Below are 17,865 nucleotides of genomic sequence, written 5' to 3'. Positions count from 1 at the left end.
GGCCGGCTCAGTTGCCGTCGCGGGGGCCGGGGGCGAGCCGGTAGGTGACCGACTCGCCGGGCGGGACGAAGTCGCGGACCGGGCTGTCGGCCAGGGCGGCGGCGAGGATGCGGCCCACCGCGTCGACCATCCGGGACTGCACGGCGGCCCCGACCGCGTCCCGTGGGTCGTCGGGATTGGCGGCGATCTGGGCGACCGCGAGCTGCGGGGTGAACGCCACCACCGACTCGGTCTCGTTCCGTTCCGAACTGCCGGTCTTGCCGGCCACCGGGCGACCCAGCCCCGGGCGGAGCTGCTCGGCCGTGCCGCCGTCGCAGCGGCGGTACATCGACTGGTCGCCGACCGGGCAGCGGGCAGCGTCGGCGGCCGCCCGGGCCACCTCGGTGTCGATCACCTGCCGGCAGTCGGGCCGACCGGCGGCCACCTCCTTGCCGGCGCTGTCGGTGATCGACACGACAGGTGACGACGCGCACCAGGTCCCCTCGGCGGCCACCGTGGCGTACGCGTTGGCCAGGTCGAGCGGGGTGGTGGAGGAGACACCGAGGGTGAACGCCCCCCAGTCGCGCGCCCCGGACCGGGCCAGCTCGGCGTCGTCGGGGGCGCGGAACCGGATGCCCAGCCGCTCGGCCATCTCGACCACCCGGTCCGCGCCGACCTTCTCGGTGAGCCAGGCGAAGTAGGTGTTCACCGAGCGGCCGAACGCGGTCCACATGGTGCGGTAGCCGTCCATCCACTCGGGGGTGGCGTTGACCGGGCACCACCGGCCGCCGCAGCTCGACCGGGGGTCGTCGGTCGGGAACCGGGTCACGATCCGGCTCGGCGCGACGAAGGGGGTCTCCAGCGGCAGCCCGGACTCCAGGGCCGCCAGCAGGGTGAACAGTTTGAACGTCGAGCCGGCCTGGTAGCCCTCGATGCCGTTGCCACCGGCGACGAGCTGGTTGACCGTGTTCGGGTAGTTCCGCTGCCCGGCCGGGTTGGGGGCGACGCTGTAGTGGCGGTTCACCGCCAGGGCCAGCACCCGCCCGGTGCCGGGCTGGACCACCGCCACCGGCGCCGCCCGGGGATCGTCCACGTCGTAGATGCCGGTCACCTGGCGTACGGCGGCCCGCTGCACCGCCGGGTCGAGCGAGGCGACGATCCGGAAGCCGCCCCGGCGCAGGGTGTCCTGCCGTTCGGCGGCGGTCGCGCCGAAGGCGGGCTGGTCGCTCCACCACTGGGTGAACCAGTCGCAGAAGAAGCCCCAGTCGTTGCGCTGCTCGGGCACGGCGGTGCAGTCGTTCGGCGTCCGGCTGGGCCGTAGATCGAGCGGTTCCTCGCGGGCCTGCGCCGCGTCGACCGGCCCCACCTGGGCCAGCGCCACCATCCGGTCCAGCACGTACGAGCGCCGGGTCAGCGCCGCGTCGGCGTCGCCGTTGATCGGGTCGTCGGTGTCCGGGGAGCGGACCAGCCCGGCCAGCAGCGACGCCTGGGCCAGGGTCAGCCGGGCCGGGGTGGTGGAGAAGTAGCGCTTGGTGGCGGCGGCGATCCCGTACGCCCCGGCGCCGAAGTAGGCGATGTTCAGGTAGCGGGTGAGGATCTCGTCCTTGGTCAGCTCGCGCTCCAGCGCCAGGGCGTACCGCATCTCCTGGAGCTTGCGGGCGGTGCTGATCTCGGTGGCCTTCCTGCGCTGTTCCTTGGTCAGCCGGGGGTCGTTGCTGAGCACGTTGCGGACGTACTGCATGGTCAGCGTGGACGCGCCCTGCCGGGCCCGGCCGTCGCGCTGGTTGACGGTGAACGCCCGGACCACGCCCCGCACGTCGACACCCCGGTGCTGGTAGAACCGGGCGTCCTCGGCGGCCACGATGGCCTGGCGCATCACCGGGGCGACCTTGGCCAGCGGCACGTCCACCCGGTCCTCGGTGTAGAAGGACGTGATCAGGGTGACGCCGTCGGCGGCGTAGAGGGTGGACCGCTGGGCGGTGGGTGGGGTGCGCAGGGTGTTGGGCAGTTCGGCGTAGGACGAGGCGATGCCGCCGAAACCGAGGCCGAACACCAGGGCGAGCGGGAGCGCCGCCCCGGCCAGCACCAGGCCGGCGAGGACGCCGGCGAGCAGCACGGTGAACGCCTTGTGGAGGGCCCGGATCATCAGTACTCCCCGCAGGAGTCGTCAGGACCCGCTCAGCATGACCCGCAAAACCGCCCGAACTCTCATCTTTCCCCGAAACCGGAGGAAGTTCGCGGGACGGACACGGCGCGCGGGACGGGACACGCCGCGCCGGTCACCCGGACGGGGCGTCCCTCAGCCGGCGACGCTCACGGCAGCAGCGCCGAGGTGAGCGGGTGCACCGTCTCCTCGATCTCGTCGGCCACCCGGCTGAAGCACTGGTCGCCCCGGCCCCACGGGTCGTCCAGGTCGTCGGAGTGCAGCGCGGTCGCCCCCTGCCGGGCCGCGTCGACCGCCGCCACCAGGGCCACCCCCCGGGCGTACACGGCGTCCGGGGTGGCGTCGGCCGGCGGCAGGGCGGCGGTGTCCAGCGCACCGAGCAGCCTGCCGAACTCGCCCAGCACGAAGGTCCGCGACGCCGCGTCCGGGCGCAGCGCCACCACGTACTCCTGCTGGTCGGCGGTGGCGGTGAGGACCAGGTCGGCGGCGTCGATCAGGTCGGAGCGCAGCTTGCGGGCGGCGAAACCCTCGACGTCACCACCGCGACCGAGCACCTGCCGGGCGGCCGGCGGGTTCATCTCCTCCCCCGCGTGCCACCCGCCGGTGCCGGCGCTGTGGCTGTGCAGCAGCGCGTCCGCGTCGGCCGGGTCGACGCCGAGCCGCTCCAGCCGCTCGCGGACGGCGAGCACCAGCAGCCGTTCGGCCATCGGGGACCGGCAGATGTTGCCCATGCAGACGTGCAGGACGGTGAACGGCGGCACTCAGGCTCCCCGCTCGTCGAGAATGTCCGGCGCGACGTCGCGGAGCTGGTCGAGGGTGATCGCGCCGGCCCGCAGCAGCCGGGGCGTCTCCCCGGTCAGGTCGACGATGGTGCTCGGCACCGGGTCGGGGCAGGCCCCGGCCTCCAGGTAGACCCGCACCGAGTAGCTGAGCTGGTCGCGGGCCTCCTCCGCGGTCAACGCCGGCGACTGGCCCACCTTGTTGGCCGCGGCCACCGCCATCGGGCCGGTCTCCCGCAGCACCTCCAGCGCCACCGGGTGCAGCGGCATCCGGACCGCCACCGTGCCGTCGGCGTCGCCGCCCAGGTCCCAGGCGAGGCTCGGCGAGTGCTCCACCACGATGGTCAACGCACCGGGCCAGAACGCCTCGACCAGGTCACGGGCCGCGCGGGGCAGCGAGAAGACCAGGCCGTCGAGGGTGTGCCGGGAGCCGATCAGCACCGGCGGCGCCGCCTGGCTGCCGCCCCGGGCGTCGGAGAGGGCCTTGACCGCGTACGGGGTGAACGCGTCCGCGCCGATCCCGTAAACCGTGTCGGTGGGGAGAACGACCAGCTCGCCGTTCTTGACCGCCTCGATCGCCGCGGCGATGCCGCGGTCCCGGTCGGCGGGTGACCGACAGTCGTAGAGCATCACGAGGAGCCAGTCTGCCACGCCGACGCCCCGACGGCGTGCGGGCCGTCCGACCGGCGGGACGCGGTGGCGAACCGGGGGCGTCCGGCGAGGTCCCGGTGCGCCCGCACCGCCGTGTACCGGCCGTCGGCGGTCAGCAGCGCCGGCACCGCCCCGCCGTGCGTGTCGTCGTGCTCGACGCCCAGCTCGCCGTCGGGTCGCAGCAGCTCGGCCGCCCGGCGCAGCACCGGCCGCAGCACCGCCAGCCCGTCCGCCCCGCCGAACACCGCCTCGTCGGGGTCGTGCCCGGCCACCTCCGGCGGGACCGGCACCGACCGTGGCACGTACGGCGGGTTGCACAGCAGCACGTCCACCGCGCCGACCAGGTCGGCCAGCAGCCCCGGGTCGGTGACGTCGGCGGCCACCACCTCGACCGGCCGGTCCCCGGCGGCGGCCCGCCCGGCGGCGTTGCGGCGCAGCCACGTCAGCGCGGCCGGGGACCGTTCCACCGCCACCACCCGGGCCGCCGGCACCTCCTGGGCGACCGCCAGCGCGATCGCCCCGGAACCGCTGCACAGGTCGACCACCACCGGTTCCGGCCGGGTCAGCGCCCGCTCGACGCCCCAGCCGGCCAGCAGCTCCGTCTCCGGGCGGGGCACGAAGACCCCCGGCCCGACCGCCAGCTCCAGGTGCCGGAAGCCGGCCCGGCCGGTCAGGTGCTGCAACGGCTCCCGGTCGGCCCGCCGGGCCACCAACGCGTCGTACCGGGCCCGTTCGGCGGGGGTGAAGCCGTCGGTCAGGGCGAGCCTGCCCCGGGGCACGTCCAGCACGTAGGCGGCGAGCTGCTCCGCCTCGGACCGGGCCGAGGCCACCCCGGCGGCGGCGAGGGTACGGGCGGCGCGGGCCACCACGGGCGAGGTCCGCTCGTGTTCTGTCCCTTCGGACGGGTGGCGTGGGAGTGAGGTCACGCCATAATCATGAGGCGTCGCCGGTCCCGCCACGAGTGGGTGCGGCCGGGCGCACACCGACGGGAGGTTCGCCAGGTGGGGTGGCTCGACCGGGTCGATGACCAGGTTGACGCCCTCACGCATGCCCGCAGCCTCCAGGAGTCGAGCCGCTCGGCCGAGGCGGTCGGCGTACTCGACCGGGTGCTGCGCACCACCGCCGACCCGTACACCCGGGCGGACGCGCTGGTGCAGCGGCTCTGCGCGTTGATCAACCTGGGCCGGACGGCCGAGTTCACCCGGGCCATCGAGGAGGCCTCCGGGGCGGTACGCGACCTCCCCGAGCCCTACCTGCACGGGCACCTCAACGCGCTGGCCGCGCTCGCCGCGCACCACCAGGGCGCGCTGGACCGCTGCGTCACCCACCTGGTCCGGGCGGCGCGGGCGCTGGGCGCGGCGGAGGACCGGGACCGGGACACCGCCTGGGGCTGGCACGACCTGGCGATGGCCTACTCCTACCTGAGCTTCCACGGCTACGCGCTGGGCGCGATCGAGCGGGCCCGCCAGCACGGCGCCGCCGCCGGCATCCCCGAGGAGACCTTCGCCGCCCCCGGCATCCGGCTGCGCAACGCCGTCGCGCTGGACCACAACGGCGACAGCGACGGCTGCCTGCGGGTGCTCCGCGACATCGCGGCCGACCTGGCCCGGTTCGTCGACGACGGGCGGGCCGACCGGCTGCGGCCGAGCAGCCTCGCCGCGTACGGCTACGCGGCGGTCCGTCGGGCGGCGCTCGGCGACGCGACCCCGGTCGGCCCGGAGCCGGCCCGGCTGCTCGACCACGGCGGGGACAGCGCCCGCGCCCGGGACATGCGCCAGCTCGGTCACGTCTGCCTGGCGGTCGCCGACGGCCGTCCGATCGAGGCGATCACCCGCCTGGACTCGGCCCGGGTGTCGGCCGAGACGCTCGGCGCGGCGGAACTGTCCCGGCTGCGCAGCATCGCCTTCTCCCGGGCCGGTGACCACGCCGCCGCGCACCGCGCCGACCGGATGGCGTTCCGGCTGGCCGCCCAGCGCAACGACCGGCTGCGCGACGTCTACATCGACGGCATCGCGGCCCGCATCGACCACGAGGAGATGCGCCGGGAGGCCGCCCGCTTCGAGGGTGAGGCGCTCACCGACCCGTTGACCGGGCTGCCCAACCGGCGACGGCTGGAGCGCTACATCGGCTCGGTGGTGTCCCGGGGCGAGCGGGTGGTGATCGGCGTCTGCGACCTCGACGGTTTCAAGGCGGTCAACACCCACCACGGCCACCACTCCGGCGACCTGGTGCTGCAACGCATCGCCGGGGTGATCAACCGGGTGATGCGGCGGGGCGACTTCGTGGCCCGCTACGGCGGCGACGAGTTCGTGGTGGTGCTCTCCGGCGCCGGCATGACCGAGGCGGCCGAGGTGGCCCGCCGGATCGACGCGGCGGTGCGCACCGAGGACTGGGAGTCGCTGGTGCCCGGCACCCCGGTCGGGGTGAGCATCGGTTTCGCCGAGGTCGCCGGCACCGGCACCGCGCTGCGCGACGCCCTCGGTCTCGCGTTCGAGATCGCCGACCGGGAGATGCTGCGCGCCAAGGCCCGCTCCCGCGCCTCCTGAGACACCACCCCGTCCCCCGGGTTTCCCACCGGCCCGCCGGGCGCACGCCGGCGGGCCGCTGTGTGCCGGGCCCGACCGCCCGACCGGGTCAGCGGCGGGTCAGCTCGGTGTCGCCGGCGAGGCGGGCGGCCCGGTCCGCCTCGGCGAGGGCGTCCAGCACACCGTCCAGCTCCCCGGCGAGCGCCAGGTCGAGGTTGTACGCGGTGTAGCCGATCCGGTGGTCGGTGATCCGGTTCTGCGGGAAGTTGTAGGTGCGGATGCGCTCCGAACGGTCCACGGTGCGCACCTGCGCCTTGCGGGCGTCCGAGGCGGCGGCGTCGGCCTGCTCCTGGGCCACCGCCAGCAGCCGGGCCCGCAGGATGCGCATCGCCTGCTCCCGGTTCTGCAACTGGGACTTCTCGTTCTGGCAGGAGACCACCACGCCGGTGGGCAGGTGGGTGATGCGCACCGCCGAGTCGGTGGTGTTCACCGACTGGCCGCCCGGCCCCGACGAGCGGAACACGTCGATCCGCAGCTCGTTCGGGTCGATGGTGACGTCGACGTCCTCGGCCTCGGGCAGCACCAGGACACCGGCCGCGCTGGTGTGGATGCGGCCCTGCGACTCGGTGACCGGGACCCGCTGCACCCGGTGCACCCCGCCCTCCCACTTCAACCGGGACCAGACGCCGTTGCCGCCGTCCGGGACCCCCTTGGTCTTGATGGCCAGCGAGACGTCCTTGACCCCGCCGAGGTCGGAGTCCTGCGCGTCGATCACCTCGGTCAGCCAGCCGTGCCGCTCGGCGTACCTGGTGTACATCCGCAGCAGGTCCCCGGCGAACAGCGCGGACTCCTCGCCGCCCTCGCCGGCCTTGATCTCGATGATCACGTCCTTGGCGTCGTGCGGGTCGCGGGGGATCAGCAGCTCGGCCAGCCGCTCCTCCAGCGCCGGCAGGGTCGCCGCGATCGAGTCCGCCTCCTCGCCGAACGCCGGGTCCTCGGCGGCCAGCTCCCGGGCCGCGACCAGGTCGGCGCGGGCCTGTTCCAGCTCACCGGCGGCCTTGTACAGCCCGACCAGCTCGGCGTAGCGGCGACCGACCCGGCGGGCGGTGTTCTGGTCGGCGTGGATGGCCGGGTCGGCCAGCCGCTTCTCCAGCTCGGCGTACTCGTCGAGGAGGGCGGCCAGGCGCTCGCTGCTCATGCGGGGAATGCTCCTTCGACGGGTCCGGCGACGGTGGAACGGACACGGAGGTCACAGGGGGGCGCAACGGACGACGCCCGCGTCCGGCACGGGGCCGGACACGGGCGTCGTCGGTGGAGCTACTTGGCCTTCTTCGCCTGGACCTTGGCGTACTTCTGCTGGAACTTGGCGACCCGGCCCGCGGTGTCGAGGACGCGCTGCTTGCCGGTGTAGAACGGGTGGCAGGCGCTGCAGGTCTCGACGCTGATCGAGCCGCCCTTGGCGGTGCTGCGGGTCGTGAAGGAGTTGCCGCAGGAGCACTTGACCTCGGTCGTCGTGTACTCCGGGTGGATGTTGGGCTTCATGTCGCCTCGGTCCTTTCGTCAGGTGGTCGCCGGGTCGCCGCTGATCCCCCGCCGCCTGGTGCGCGACGGACTCGGGCGTGAACCGGAACCGGTGGCCGATTGACCAGTGTGCCATGGGCGTGAGCCGACCCGACGGGCGGGCCGCACGATCGGTCCGGCAGTGGTAACGCCCGTCCCGGCACCCGCATTCCCGCCGCTCACGGCCCGCATTCCTCGCCAGGCGGACGGACCGGACCGGGTGGGCTCCTCCCCCAGGTTCAGAAGCCCACCCGGCGGGTCCGCCGGGCGGCGGACGCCTCCCCAGGTTTCCTCCGCCGCCCGTCGGTGGCCGGCCCCGGCCCGCTCGGCCGGGACCCGCTCACCCCCAGTCAACCCGGCCACGCACAGAATTTTCAAGAGCTGCCCGGCCCATCGAAAGAAAAGTCCACAACCGCATTTCCCGGGTACGACGAAGGGCACGGCCGCTGCGGCCATGCCCTTCGTGGCGGTCTCACCCGGAGCGGGTCACTCCCCCGGTGTCGACTTGGCGATCTGCATCAGGAACTCGATGTTGGTGCGGGACTGCTTGAGCCGGTCGAGCAGCAGGTCCAGCGCCGCCTGCGAGTCCAGCGAGTGCAGCACCTTGCGGAGCTTGTGGATGATGGCCAGCTCCTCCGGCGCAAGCAGGATCTCCTCCTTGCGGGTGCCCGAGGCGCTGACGTCCACGGCCGGGAAGGTGCGCTTGTCGGCGATCTTCCGGTCGAGCTTCAACTCCGCGTTGCCGGTGCCCTTGAACTCCTCGAAGATGACCGTGTCCGCCATCGAGCCGGTCTCCACCAGCGCGGTGGCGAGGATGGTCAGCGACCCGCCGTTCTCGATGTTGCGGGCCGCACCCAGGAACCGCTTCGGCGGGTAGAGCGCCGTCGAGTCGATACCACCGGACATGATCCGGCCGGAGGCCGGCGCCGCCAGGTTGTACGACCGGCCGAGCCGGGTCACCGAGTCGAGCAGCACGACCACGTCGTGCCCCAGCTCGACCAGGCGCTTGGCCCGCTCGATCGCCAACTCGGCGACCGTGGTGTGGTCCTGCGGCGGACGGTCGAACGTGGCCGCGATGACCTCGCCCTTCACCGACCGCTGCATGTCGGTGACCTCTTCGGGCCGCTCGTCGACCAGCACCACCATCAGGTGGCACTCCGGGTTGTTGTGCGTGATCGCGTTCGCGATCGCCTGGAGCACCATGGTCTTACCAGCCTTGGGCGGCGACACGATCAGCGCCCGCTGCCCCTTGCCCAACGGCATCACCAGGTCGATCACCCGGGTGGTCAGGATGTGCGGCTCGGTCTCCAGCCGCAACCGCTCCTGCGGGTACAGCGGGGTGAGCTTGTAGAACTCGGGACGACGGCGGGCCTCGTCCGGCTCCATGCCGTTGATGGTGTCCAGCCGCACCAGCGGGTTGTACTTGTCCCGCCGCTGGTCGCCGCTGGCGCTGTTGTCCCGGGCAGCCCGGACGGCACCGGTGATCGCGTCGCCCCGGCGCAGGCCGTACTTCTTGATCTGCGACATGGAGACGTAGACGTCGTTCGGGCCGGCCAGGTAGCCGGTGGTCCGTACGAAGGCGTAGTTGTCGAGCACGTCGATGATGCCGGCCACCGGGACCAGGACCTCGTCGTCGCCGACCTGCGGCTCCCGGCCACCGCCGGTGTCGTTGCCGCCCTCGGCCCGGTCGCCCCGGCCCCGCCGACGGTCCCGGAACCGGCTGCGCCGGCCCCGCCGGCCACCGTTGTCGTCGTCGTCGGAGTCGTCCCGGTTGTCGCGGTTGTCGCGCTGACCGCGCTCGCCCGAGCGGTCGCCCCGGTCGTTGCGGTCGGCCCGCTCACCCCGGTCGTTGCGGTCGGCCCGGTCGTTGCGGTCCGTCCGCTCCGCCCGGTCGTTACCGGCCCGGTCGGCCCGCTCACCCCGGTCGTTGCCCGCCCGCTCCGCCCGGTCGTTACCGGCCCGCTCGGCGCGCTCGGTCCGATCGTTGCGGCCGGCCCGGTCGTTGTCCGTCCGCTCGGCCCGGTCGTTACCGGCCCGCTCGGCCCGGTCGTTACCGGCCCGCTCGGCCCGGTCACCGCCGGTCCGCTCGTTGGCGGCCCGCTCGGTCCCGGTCCGCTCGCCACGGTCCCGGCCGGTACGACCCTCGGCCCGCTCGGGACGCTCGGCGGCCTCGGCCGGCGGCTCCTCGGTGCGGGGCTCGACGGCCCGTGCCTCGGCGGCCGGCCGCGACTCGGCGGTGCTGGCCCGGCTGCGCCGGGTCCGGGTCCGGGTCTCGGGCTCGGTGGTGGCGGCAGGGGTGGCCGGCACCGGCTCCGCGGCACGCTCCGGGGTCACCTCGGCGTGCACCTCCTCCCGGACGGGAGCGGCCGCAGCCGCCACCTCGGCCCGCGGTCGAGGGGTGCCGGTCGCGGCGCCGCCCTGCTGCCGCTCGGAGATCGCGCTGATCAGCTCGCCCTTGCGCATGCGAGCAGTCCCGGAGATGCCGAGCGACGCGGCCAGGCTCTGCAGCTCCGGCAGCAGCATCGCCGACAGACCGGTACCGCTGCGCCGACGGCGGGCGGGGGCGGCGGTGGTGGCATCGCCAGCGACGTTGGAAACATCCGACGTCACGTCGGTGGTGTCGCTCAATGGATTCCTTCCCTCGATAGGCCGGGACTGCCCGGGATCGACAAGCAAGGTGGCCGGGCGGCCTCGGTGCACCCGCCTCGCATGACGCGTCGCGGGAGTCTGTGGCACAGCAGCCGGGCGGTTTCCCAACTCACCAACGTCGGTGAGCAGGTCTCGCCGTCTGCGGCGACCTGCGGAAACTGCGGTGCGGCGTGGGCCTTGGCAGGGGTGACGGGCTGACCGCCGAGAGCTTCGGGGTGCGCCGACCCGCAGAGAGATCGCGTGCTTCGCGGCTGTGCTGAGTCTAGAGCGTAATCAACTCTTCCGACCTGCGGCAACAGGGTCCCGCTCGGCGTGTCCAAGTCTACCCTGTGCAAGCGTCGCTCCGCGCGCCTCTACCGGCAACCGCCAGACTTCCCATTCTGTTCCCGGGTCGAACCCGTCGGGCGGCGCGGTGAACGCCAACACCGTCGGGCCCGCCCCACTGACCACGGCCGCCACACCGGCCGCACGCAACTCGCTGACCAGGGCAGCGGTCGTTGGCATCCCCGCCGCGCGGTAGTCCTGGTGCAGCCGGTCGACCGTCGCCGGCAGCAGCAGCTCCGGAGCGGCGGTCAACGCGTGCACCAGCAACGCCGACCGGCCCGCGTTCAACGCCGCGTCCCCGTGCGGCACCGTCGCCGGCAACGCCGCCCGCGCGGTGGCCGTCAGCCCCCGCACGGCCGGCACGAAGACGGTGGGCGAGACCCCGGCCGCGACCGGCAGCGAAACCGCCCGGCCACCGGTCGGCTCCGTCCAGGCGACGGTGAACCCGCCGAGCAGGCACGGCGCGACATTGTCCGGATGCCCCTCGATCTCGGCGGCCAGCCGCAGCACCGCGGCGTCGTCGAGCCGCTGCGCACCGTCGGTGACCAGCCCCCGGGCCAGCAGCACCCCCGCCACGATCGCCGCCGAGGAGGAACCCAGGCCCCGGGCCTGCGGAATCCGGTTCACGCATTCCAGGGCCAGCCCCGGCGGCTGCGCGCCGAGCAGGTCGAAGGCCGCCCGCATGGCCACGACCACCAGGTGCCGGTCGTCCGGCGGCAGGTCGCCGGCACCCTCGCCGGTCACCGCCACCCGGACACCGTCCGGGGTCACCTCGGCGGCCACGTCGTCGTGCAGGGCGAGGGCGAGCCCGAGGGCGTCGAACCCGGGGCCCAGGTTGGCGCTGGTCGCGGGCACCCGCACCCGCACCGGCCCGGAGGTGAAAGTCGTCGGCACGGGATCATGCTAGGGCCCGGGACCGACGGGGACCGCCTCGCCCGGACGGTGGAACTGGATCAGCTCGGCTAGCCTGACGCCGATCCATCGACCGGTCGGGAGGCGACGTGGCAATGCTCGGTTACCGGCTCACCCAGGTGCTGGGGCACCTGCCCATCCTGCTGACCCTGCTCACCGTCCTGGTGCTCGCCGCCACCGCCGGCCGCCGGCTGCCCGGCCGGTCCCGGTCGTTCCTGCTCGCCGGAGCCGTCGTCCTGCTGCTGCTGGAACTGCTCACCACCGCCTGGGTCGCGGCCCTGCCGGACCTGATCCGCTCCGGCGGGATCCGCCAGTACCAGTTGTGGAGCCTCGCCGTCAGCGCGGTCGGCTGGATCGGCTACCCGATCGGCCTGGGCCTCATCGTCGCCGCCGTCTTCGTCGGCCGCCGCGCCGCGCCCCCGGCCCCCGCGCCCGGTCAGCCGTGGGGCACCTGGACGCCGCCGGCCGGTGGCCCCCCGACCGGGCACCCCGGTGGCCCGCCGCCCGGCTACGCCGCCGGTCAGGCCGCGGAGCACCCGGGTCGGGGCGCGTGGGGCGGGAGCGACCACCCGCCGGCCGTCCCGCCGCAGGCCGACCCCCCGCCGGCCGCTCCGCCGCAGGGCGACCGCGCCGACTGAGCCGCCCCGCCCGCCGTCGTCAGCGGGCGGTCAGCGGGTCGCCCCCGGTGGCCGGGTCGGTGAGCGAGAGCCGGCGGGTGGCGATCCGCCAGCCCACCGCGTACACGACGGTGACCAGGCCGCAGCCGGCCAGCACCACCCGCTCGTCGACCAGGTCGACCACGCCGGCCACCACCAGCTGGCTGACCGAGATCGCCAGGGTTGCCAGCATCATGTCGGTGGCGAACACCCGGCCACGCAGCCGGTCGGGTACCTCGCCCTGCAGGGCGAAGTTCGACAGCACCCAGTTGCTGCCGCCGCCGAAGTGCGCCACGAAGACCAGCAGCAGCACCAGCGGGAACCAGCTCGCCACCGCCGCGCCCAGGTAGGCCAGCCCGTACAGCGACATCGACAGGGCCAGGCCGGGCAGCAGCCAGGCCCGGTTGGTCAGCACCCGGCTCATCAGGATCGGCCCCACCAGCGCCCCCGCCCCGCGCGCCGCGAACAGCAGTCCGGTGCCGACCGGCCCCGCCCCGTACAGGGCGGCCAGCAGGGGGAAGACGGTGAGCACACCGTTCCCCAGCCCCACCGCCGATTTCACCGTGACCAGCGCCAGCACCCGGGGCCGGTGCCGGATGTGGCCCAACGCCTCCCGGATCGCCGTCCAGGTGCGCGGCGTCGACCGGTCGGGCTCCCGGGCCGCCTGCAACGGCCGGCGGATCAGCGCGGCCAGGCCCGCCGCCAGCACCAGGCCGACCGCCCCCACCCAGAAGCAGGCGTACGGCCCGACCGCGGCGCTCAACACGCCGCCCAGGGACGCGCCGACCACCGTCATCGTCCCCCAGGCGGACCCGGCCACGGCGTTGCCCGCGGCCAGGTCGGCCGGGTCGAGCACATTAGGCAGGGCGGCCTGCGCCGACGGCGAGTAGAACGCCTTACCGACCGCCACCAGCGTGATCGCCACCATGGCCAGCCAGGCCGTCCCGGCGTCGCGGACACCGAGCAGCAGCAGCACGCCGAGCAGCGTCACGCCGTTCGCGGCCATCATGACCTTCCGGCGGTCGAACCGGTCGGCGATGGTCCCGGTGTACGGCAGCAGCAGCGCCAGCACCCCGGTGTCCAGCGCCAGCACCAGGGCGCCCCACACCCCGCTGCCGGTCAGCTCCGGCAGCAGCACCAGCAGCGGCACCATGACGAACCAGTCGGCACCGAAGACCACCAGCTCGGCGAGAAAGAGATTGCGGAAGTCCCGGTTGCGGGCGAGGACGGAGAGCGGAGAGGACACGTGCCCGGACCCTACCCCCCGGTTCGGGAGCCGGTCGGGTGGGCCAGCAGCTCGGAGACCGTGACGAAGGTGTAGCCCCGGGCCCGCAGGCCGGTGATCATCGTGTCCAGCCCGCGCAGCGCCACCTGACGGTTCTCCGGGCCCGCGTCGTGGGCGAGCAGGATGGTGCCCGGCACCACGTCGGACACGATCCGCCGGGCGTGCCCCGCCGGGTCGTCCGGGTACTCCCCCTCCACCATCTGCAACGACCAGAGCACGACCCGGTAGTCGAGGCGTACGGCGGCGTGCAGCACCCCGCCGCCCAGGTGCCCGTACGGGGGGCGGAGCAGCCGGGGTGGCGTCCCGGTGACCTCGGCGATGGCCTCGTGCGACCGCCGCAGGTCGTCGTGCACGGCCTCGGCGGCCGACCGCGCCAGGTCCCGGTGCCGCCAACTGTGGTTGCCCACCTCGTGCCGGGCCAGCCGCCCCCGGATCAGCCCGGCGTGCCGGCGCACCCGCTCCCCGACCAGGAAGAAGGTCGCCGGCACCGCGTGCCTGTCCAGAGTGTCCAGGACGCTCGGCGTCCACCGCGGCAGCGGGCCGTCGTCGAAGGTCAACGCCACCAGCGGTCGCGTGGTCGGGACGTGCCAGACCACCTGGAGCCCGCCCGAGCCGACGTCCTGCCGCCGGTTGCCGACGGTGGCGCTGGCCGGGCCGCCGGACAGCGGCAGGTGCCGGTCGGCCAGCCGGGTGCCCTGGGACATGCCGGCGGCCCCCAGCGCGACACCCCCGGCCAGCAGCGCCCCACCGCCCAGCACGCGCCGCCGGTCCCACCGCCTTCCGCCCGGTTCGGCCGGCTCCGCCCGATCGACGCCCATCACCCAGGGTGGATCGACGATGACCGACGGTAGAGGACCACGGGGTGACCGTACCCGGTGTTCGGCCCGCTGTCCCGGGTGCGACGCGACGCGCCCCCGGCCCGGTGACCCCAGACCGGGGGCGCGTCGTGGCACGACGGAGGCCCTCCCCCGACCCGGTCGCGGCGGGTCGGGGGTGGCCGCTGCGTACGCGGCCGGGAGGGCCTACTCGCTCGGCGGCAGCGGCGACCGGCGGCTCTTGGGCAGCCGCAGCACCTCGAACTGGTCGGTGCCGTCCACCAGCGCGGCCGACGGGGCCGGCCGGGCCGGTGGTTCGCCCGACGCCTCGGCCGCCGGGGCACCCACCGGCACCGGCACCTCGGCGTCCGGCTCGGCGGGCGTCGCGGTGGAGCCGTCCCCGTCGGAGTTCCGCCCCCGCCGACCGGCCCGCCGCTCGCGCAGCGACTCCTTGGTGCGTTCCACCATCGTGTAGAGGGTCGGCACCAGGACCAGGGTGAGCAGGGTCGAGCTGAGCAGGCCACCGATCACCACCACCGCGAGCGGCTGGGAGATGAAGCCGCCCTCGCCGGTCAGCCCGAAGGCCATCGGCAGCAGCGCGAAGATCGTCGCCACCGCCGTCATCAGGATCGGCCGGAGCCGACGCCGGCCGCCCTCGACCACCGCCTCGGTGATGCCCATTCCCTGCGCCCGGTACTGGTTGATCAGATCCAGCAGCACGATCGCGTTGGTCACCACGATGCCGACCAGCATGAGCACGCCGATCAGCGCCGGCACACCCAGCGGGGTCCCGGTGACCAGCAACAGGCCGATCGCGCCGGTCGCCGCGAACGGGATGGAGATCAGCAGGATCAGCGCCTGGGTGATGCTCCGGAACGTCGCCACCATGATCAGGAAGACGATCGCGATCGCCGCCAGCACGGCCAGGCCCAGATCACCGAAGGCGTCCTCCTGCTGGGCGCTCGCGCCACCCACGGCGATCGTCGCCCCCGGCACGTCCACGTCGTCCAGCCGCTTCTTCAGCTCGGTCGTGGTCGCGCCGAGATTGGAGCCGGTGGCCGTGCCGGTCACCGAGACGCTGCGCTCACCGTCGATCCGGGTGATCTGCTGCGGCCCCTCGCCCCGGGTGACGTCGGCGATGTCGTCCAGCTTCACCGGGCCCACCGGCAGCGCCCGCAACTGCTCCTCCGTCAGCGGCGGGGCCGCCGTCGTCCGCAGCACCACGTCCTGCTGCCCGCCGTCGAGGGTGACCCGACCCAGCGGGCTGCCCCGGTACGCCTGCGACACCAACTGCCCGACCGCCGCCTCGCTGAGGCCCACCCGGGCCGCGGCCAACCGGTCGACGGTCACGTCGACCCGGGGCACCCGGTCGGCCAGGCTGGTGGCGACGTCCTCGACGCCCGGGGTGCCGGCCATCGCGGCCCGCACCTGGTCGGCGGCCCGGTTCAGGGTGTCGGTGTCGGCGGCCTGGACGACCACCTCCAACTGGCTGCCCGAGGTGCCGCCCTGCCCGTTGCCGAAGCTCAACTCGCCGGCCCCGGACCCGAGCCGGTCGAACTCCCGGCGCAGGACCTCCTTCATCTCCTTGGCGTCGGTGTCACCGCCGAGCGCCACCGACCACTGGGCGGTGTTGTTGCCCCCGCCGCCCAGCCACGGCTGGTCGTTGCCGCCCGCGCTCACCTGGTAGGTCTCGACCCCGTCGGTGCGCGCCAGCACCCCCTCGACCAGGCGGGCGGCCTCGTCGGTGGCGGCCAGCCCGGACCCGGCCGGCAGCTTCTGGCTGATGTTCAGGGTGTCCTGGCCGGAGTCGTCGAGGAAGTTGGTCTCCAGCTTCTGGGCCAGCCCGAAGGTGCCGAACAGCAGCAGGATGCCCACCGCCACGGTGATCCACCGGGTCCGGCGGGTCCGGGTGGCGAATCCGATCGCCGGCAGGTACGCCCGCTGCAACGGGCTGCGCAGCTCCTTGGCCTCGGCGGCCCGACGCACCGCCTCGTCCGCCCCGTCACGCGGCGGCTTGAGGAACCAGTACGCCAGCACCGGGATCACCGTCAGCGACACCAGCAGCGAGGCGAGCAGGGCCACCGTCACGGTGATCGCGAACGGCGCGAAGAGCTGCCCGACGAACCCGCCCACCAGCGCGATCGGCGCGAACACCGCGACCGTGGTGAGCGTGGACGCGGTCACCGCCCCGGCCACCTCGCGGACGGCGGTGACGATCGCGTCCCGCTTGGGTTCGCCGTACTCCAGGTGGCGTTTGATGTTCTCCAACACCACGATCGAGTCGTCGACCACCCGCCCGACCGCGATGGTGAGCGCGCCCAGGGTGAGCAGGTTGAGCGAGTAGTCGCCGACCCAGAGGGCGAGCAGCGCCACCACCACCGACAGCGGGATGGACACCGCGGTGACCAGGGTGGACCGGACCGACAGCAGGAACACCAGGATCACCACGACCGCCATCAGCAGGCCGAGCAGCCCCTCGGTGGTCAGGCTCTCGATCGACTTCTCGACGAACGGGGCCTGGTCGAACACGATGGTCAGCTCGGCGCCCGAGGCGGACCGCAGGTCGTCCAGCCGGTCCCGGATGTCGTGCGAGATCCGTACGGCGTTGCCGTCCTGCGCGGCCGTGATCTGGACCCCGATGCTCTCCTTGCCGTTGGTGCGGGTGATGGCGGTGGCCGGGGCGAGCTGCTGCTCGACGGTCGCCACGTCACCGAGCCGGACCGGGGCGGCCTTCGGGGCGGTCGGGGTGAGGGCGATGCCCCGCAGCTGGTCGAGGGTGGTGACCGGGGCGCCCACCTGCACCGGCAGCGCGGTGGTGCCGTCGACGACCGCGCCGGCCGGGACGGCGACGCCGTTGGACTTCAGCGCGGTGGCGATCGCGGTCGGGCCCAGCTTGGCGGCGGCGAACTTCGCCGGGTCCGGCACGATCGTCACGACCTGCTCGCGGGTGCCGGTGACGGCGACCGTGCGGACCCCGTCGATCCCCTCCAGCTCGGGAACCACCGTGTCGCGCAGCTTGGCGGCGAGCGCCTGCTCGTCACCGCCGCCGGTGGCGGCCAGCACCACGGCCGGCAGGTCGTCGGTGCTGCCGGTGATGACCTGCGGGTCCACGTCGTCGGGCAGCTGGGCGTCGACCCGGCTCAGCGCGGTCTGCATCTTGTTGGCCACGTCGTCGACGTCGGTGCCGAAGACGAACTCCACGGCGATCGTCGCCGACCCCTCCCGCGAGGTGGAGGTGACCTTCTCCAGCCCGGGGATGCTCTGGAGGCTGTTCTCGATCGGCTCGGTCACCTGCGCCTCGACGATCTCCGGCGAGGCACCCGGGTAGACCGCGACGACGAACGCGCCGGGGAACTCCAGCGAGGGCAGCAACTGCTGCTTGAGCGAGGGGACGGTGAACGCCCCGAACGCCGCGGTCACCACCGCGATCAGGGCGACGAGCCCCCGGTTGGCGAGGCTGGATCTGGCGAGCAGCGACATCGGCGTGGCTCACTCCTGGGAGAGGGGATGGGCGTGGGGAAAGTCTGCCCGACCCGGTATTCCCTGCCCGTAACGGGGTGGTCACG

Annotated in this window: 13 protein-coding genes; 2 read left to right on the top strand and 11 right to left on the bottom strand. The window is 74.1% G+C overall.

Annotated features, from left to right (window positions below):
- Positions 1-7: 7 nt before the first annotated feature.
- From JQX11_RS22355 to prmC, 4 genes are all read right to left on the bottom strand, one after another.
- Complete coding sequence (locus JQX11_RS22355) at positions 8-2,125, bottom strand: transglycosylase domain-containing protein (RefSeq protein ID WP_204926925.1); 2,118 nt, start codon at positions 2,123-2,125, stop codon at positions 8-10.
- 167 nt (positions 2,126-2,292) lie between these two features.
- Positions 2,293-2,904: an arsenate reductase/protein-tyrosine-phosphatase family protein gene (locus JQX11_RS22350; protein WP_204926924.1), complete on the bottom strand. Its 612-nt coding sequence runs from the start codon at positions 2,902-2,904 to the stop codon at positions 2,293-2,295.
- A complete protein-coding gene (locus JQX11_RS22345) occupies positions 2,905-3,552 on the bottom strand; it encodes an L-threonylcarbamoyladenylate synthase (RefSeq protein WP_204926962.1) in 648 nt (215 codons plus the stop codon). It lies immediately after the preceding gene.
- Entirely contained in the window at positions 3,552-4,499 is a 948-nt protein-coding gene (prmC, locus tag JQX11_RS22340) for a peptide chain release factor N(5)-glutamine methyltransferase (protein ID WP_204926923.1), read from the bottom strand. Before prmC ends, JQX11_RS22345 begins: the two co-directional genes overlap by 1 nt.
- A 75-nt stretch (positions 4,500-4,574) precedes the next feature.
- Between prmC and JQX11_RS22335 the strand changes: the two genes are divergently transcribed.
- A complete protein-coding gene (locus JQX11_RS22335) occupies positions 4,575-6,119 on the top strand; it encodes a GGDEF domain-containing protein (RefSeq protein WP_204926922.1) in 1,545 nt (514 codons plus the stop codon).
- Positions 6,120-6,207: 88 nt separating this feature from the next.
- Here the strand turns inward: JQX11_RS22335 and prfA are convergent, their stop codons facing one another.
- From prfA to thrB, 4 genes are all read right to left on the bottom strand, one after another.
- Positions 6,208-7,296 (bottom strand): peptide chain release factor 1, encoded by a 1,089-nt coding sequence (gene prfA / locus JQX11_RS22330; RefSeq protein ID WP_204926921.1) that lies wholly within the window; start codon positions 7,294-7,296, stop codon positions 6,208-6,210.
- A 119-nt stretch (positions 7,297-7,415) separates the two neighbouring features.
- The gene (gene rpmE / locus JQX11_RS22325; RefSeq protein WP_088642795.1) at positions 7,416-7,640 is read right to left on the bottom strand and encodes a 50S ribosomal protein L31; all 225 of its coding nucleotides are present in this window, start codon (positions 7,638-7,640) and stop codon (positions 7,416-7,418) included.
- 504 nt (positions 7,641-8,144) lie between these two features.
- Positions 8,145-10,286: a transcription termination factor Rho gene (gene rho, locus JQX11_RS22320; protein WP_204926920.1), complete on the bottom strand. Its 2,142-nt coding sequence runs from the start codon at positions 10,284-10,286 to the stop codon at positions 8,145-8,147.
- 294 nt (positions 10,287-10,580) lie between these two features.
- Positions 10,581-11,525: a homoserine kinase gene (gene thrB / locus JQX11_RS22315; RefSeq protein ID WP_204926919.1), complete on the bottom strand. Its 945-nt coding sequence runs from the start codon at positions 11,523-11,525 to the stop codon at positions 10,581-10,583.
- Between the two features lie 107 nt (positions 11,526-11,632).
- Here thrB and JQX11_RS22310 point away from each other — a divergent pair, with 107 nt between their 5' ends.
- A complete protein-coding gene (locus tag JQX11_RS22310; RefSeq protein ID WP_204926918.1) occupies positions 11,633-12,181 on the top strand; it encodes a hypothetical protein in 549 nt (182 codons plus the stop codon).
- 19 nt (positions 12,182-12,200) lie between these two features.
- On the opposite strand, the gene JQX11_RS22305 is transcribed toward JQX11_RS22310, so the two are convergent.
- The 3 genes from JQX11_RS22305 to JQX11_RS22295 form a co-directional block, all read right to left on the bottom strand.
- On the bottom strand, positions 12,201-13,445 hold the full coding sequence (locus JQX11_RS22305; RefSeq protein WP_204926917.1) for an MFS transporter: 1,245 nt from the start codon (positions 13,443-13,445) through the stop codon (positions 12,201-12,203).
- 11 nt (positions 13,446-13,456) lie between these two features.
- Complete coding sequence (locus tag JQX11_RS22300; RefSeq protein WP_204926916.1) at positions 13,457-14,302, bottom strand: polysaccharide deacetylase family protein; 846 nt, start codon at positions 14,300-14,302, stop codon at positions 13,457-13,459.
- Positions 14,303-14,506: 204 nt separating this feature from the next.
- Entirely contained in the window at positions 14,507-17,779 is a 3,273-nt protein-coding gene (locus JQX11_RS22295) for an efflux RND transporter permease subunit (protein WP_204926915.1), read from the bottom strand.
- Between the last annotated feature and the right edge of the window lie 86 nt (positions 17,780-17,865).

Source organism: Micromonospora humida, assembly GCF_016901255.1.
Lineage (GTDB): Bacteria > Actinomycetota > Actinomycetes > Mycobacteriales > Micromonosporaceae > Micromonospora > Micromonospora wenchangensis.
The sequence above is the reverse complement of the archived record's forward strand: the minus strand, read 5'-3'. Positions and strand labels throughout refer to the sequence as shown.

Excerpts from the sequence above, each read along its gene's own strand:
- JQX11_RS22355 (WP_204926925.1), bottom strand. The coding sequence starts at position 2,125 with ATGATCCGGGCCCTCCACAAGGCGTTCACCGTGCTGCTCGCCGGCGTC.
- JQX11_RS22345 (WP_204926962.1), bottom strand. The coding sequence starts at position 3,552 with ATGCTCTACGACTGTCGGTCACCCGCCGACCGGGACCGCGGCATCGCC.
- prfA (WP_204926921.1), bottom strand. The coding sequence starts at position 7,296 with ATGAGCAGCGAGCGCCTGGCCGCCCTCCTCGACGAGTACGCCGAGCTG.
- rpmE (WP_088642795.1), bottom strand. The coding sequence starts at position 7,640 with ATGAAGCCCAACATCCACCCGGAGTACACGACGACCGAGGTCAAGTGC.
- JQX11_RS22300 (WP_204926916.1), bottom strand. The coding sequence starts at position 14,302 with ATGGGCGTCGATCGGGCGGAGCCGGCCGAACCGGGCGGAAGGCGGTGG.
- JQX11_RS22295 (WP_204926915.1), bottom strand. The coding sequence starts at position 17,779 with ATGTCGCTGCTCGCCAGATCCAGCCTCGCCAACCGGGGGCTCGTCGCC.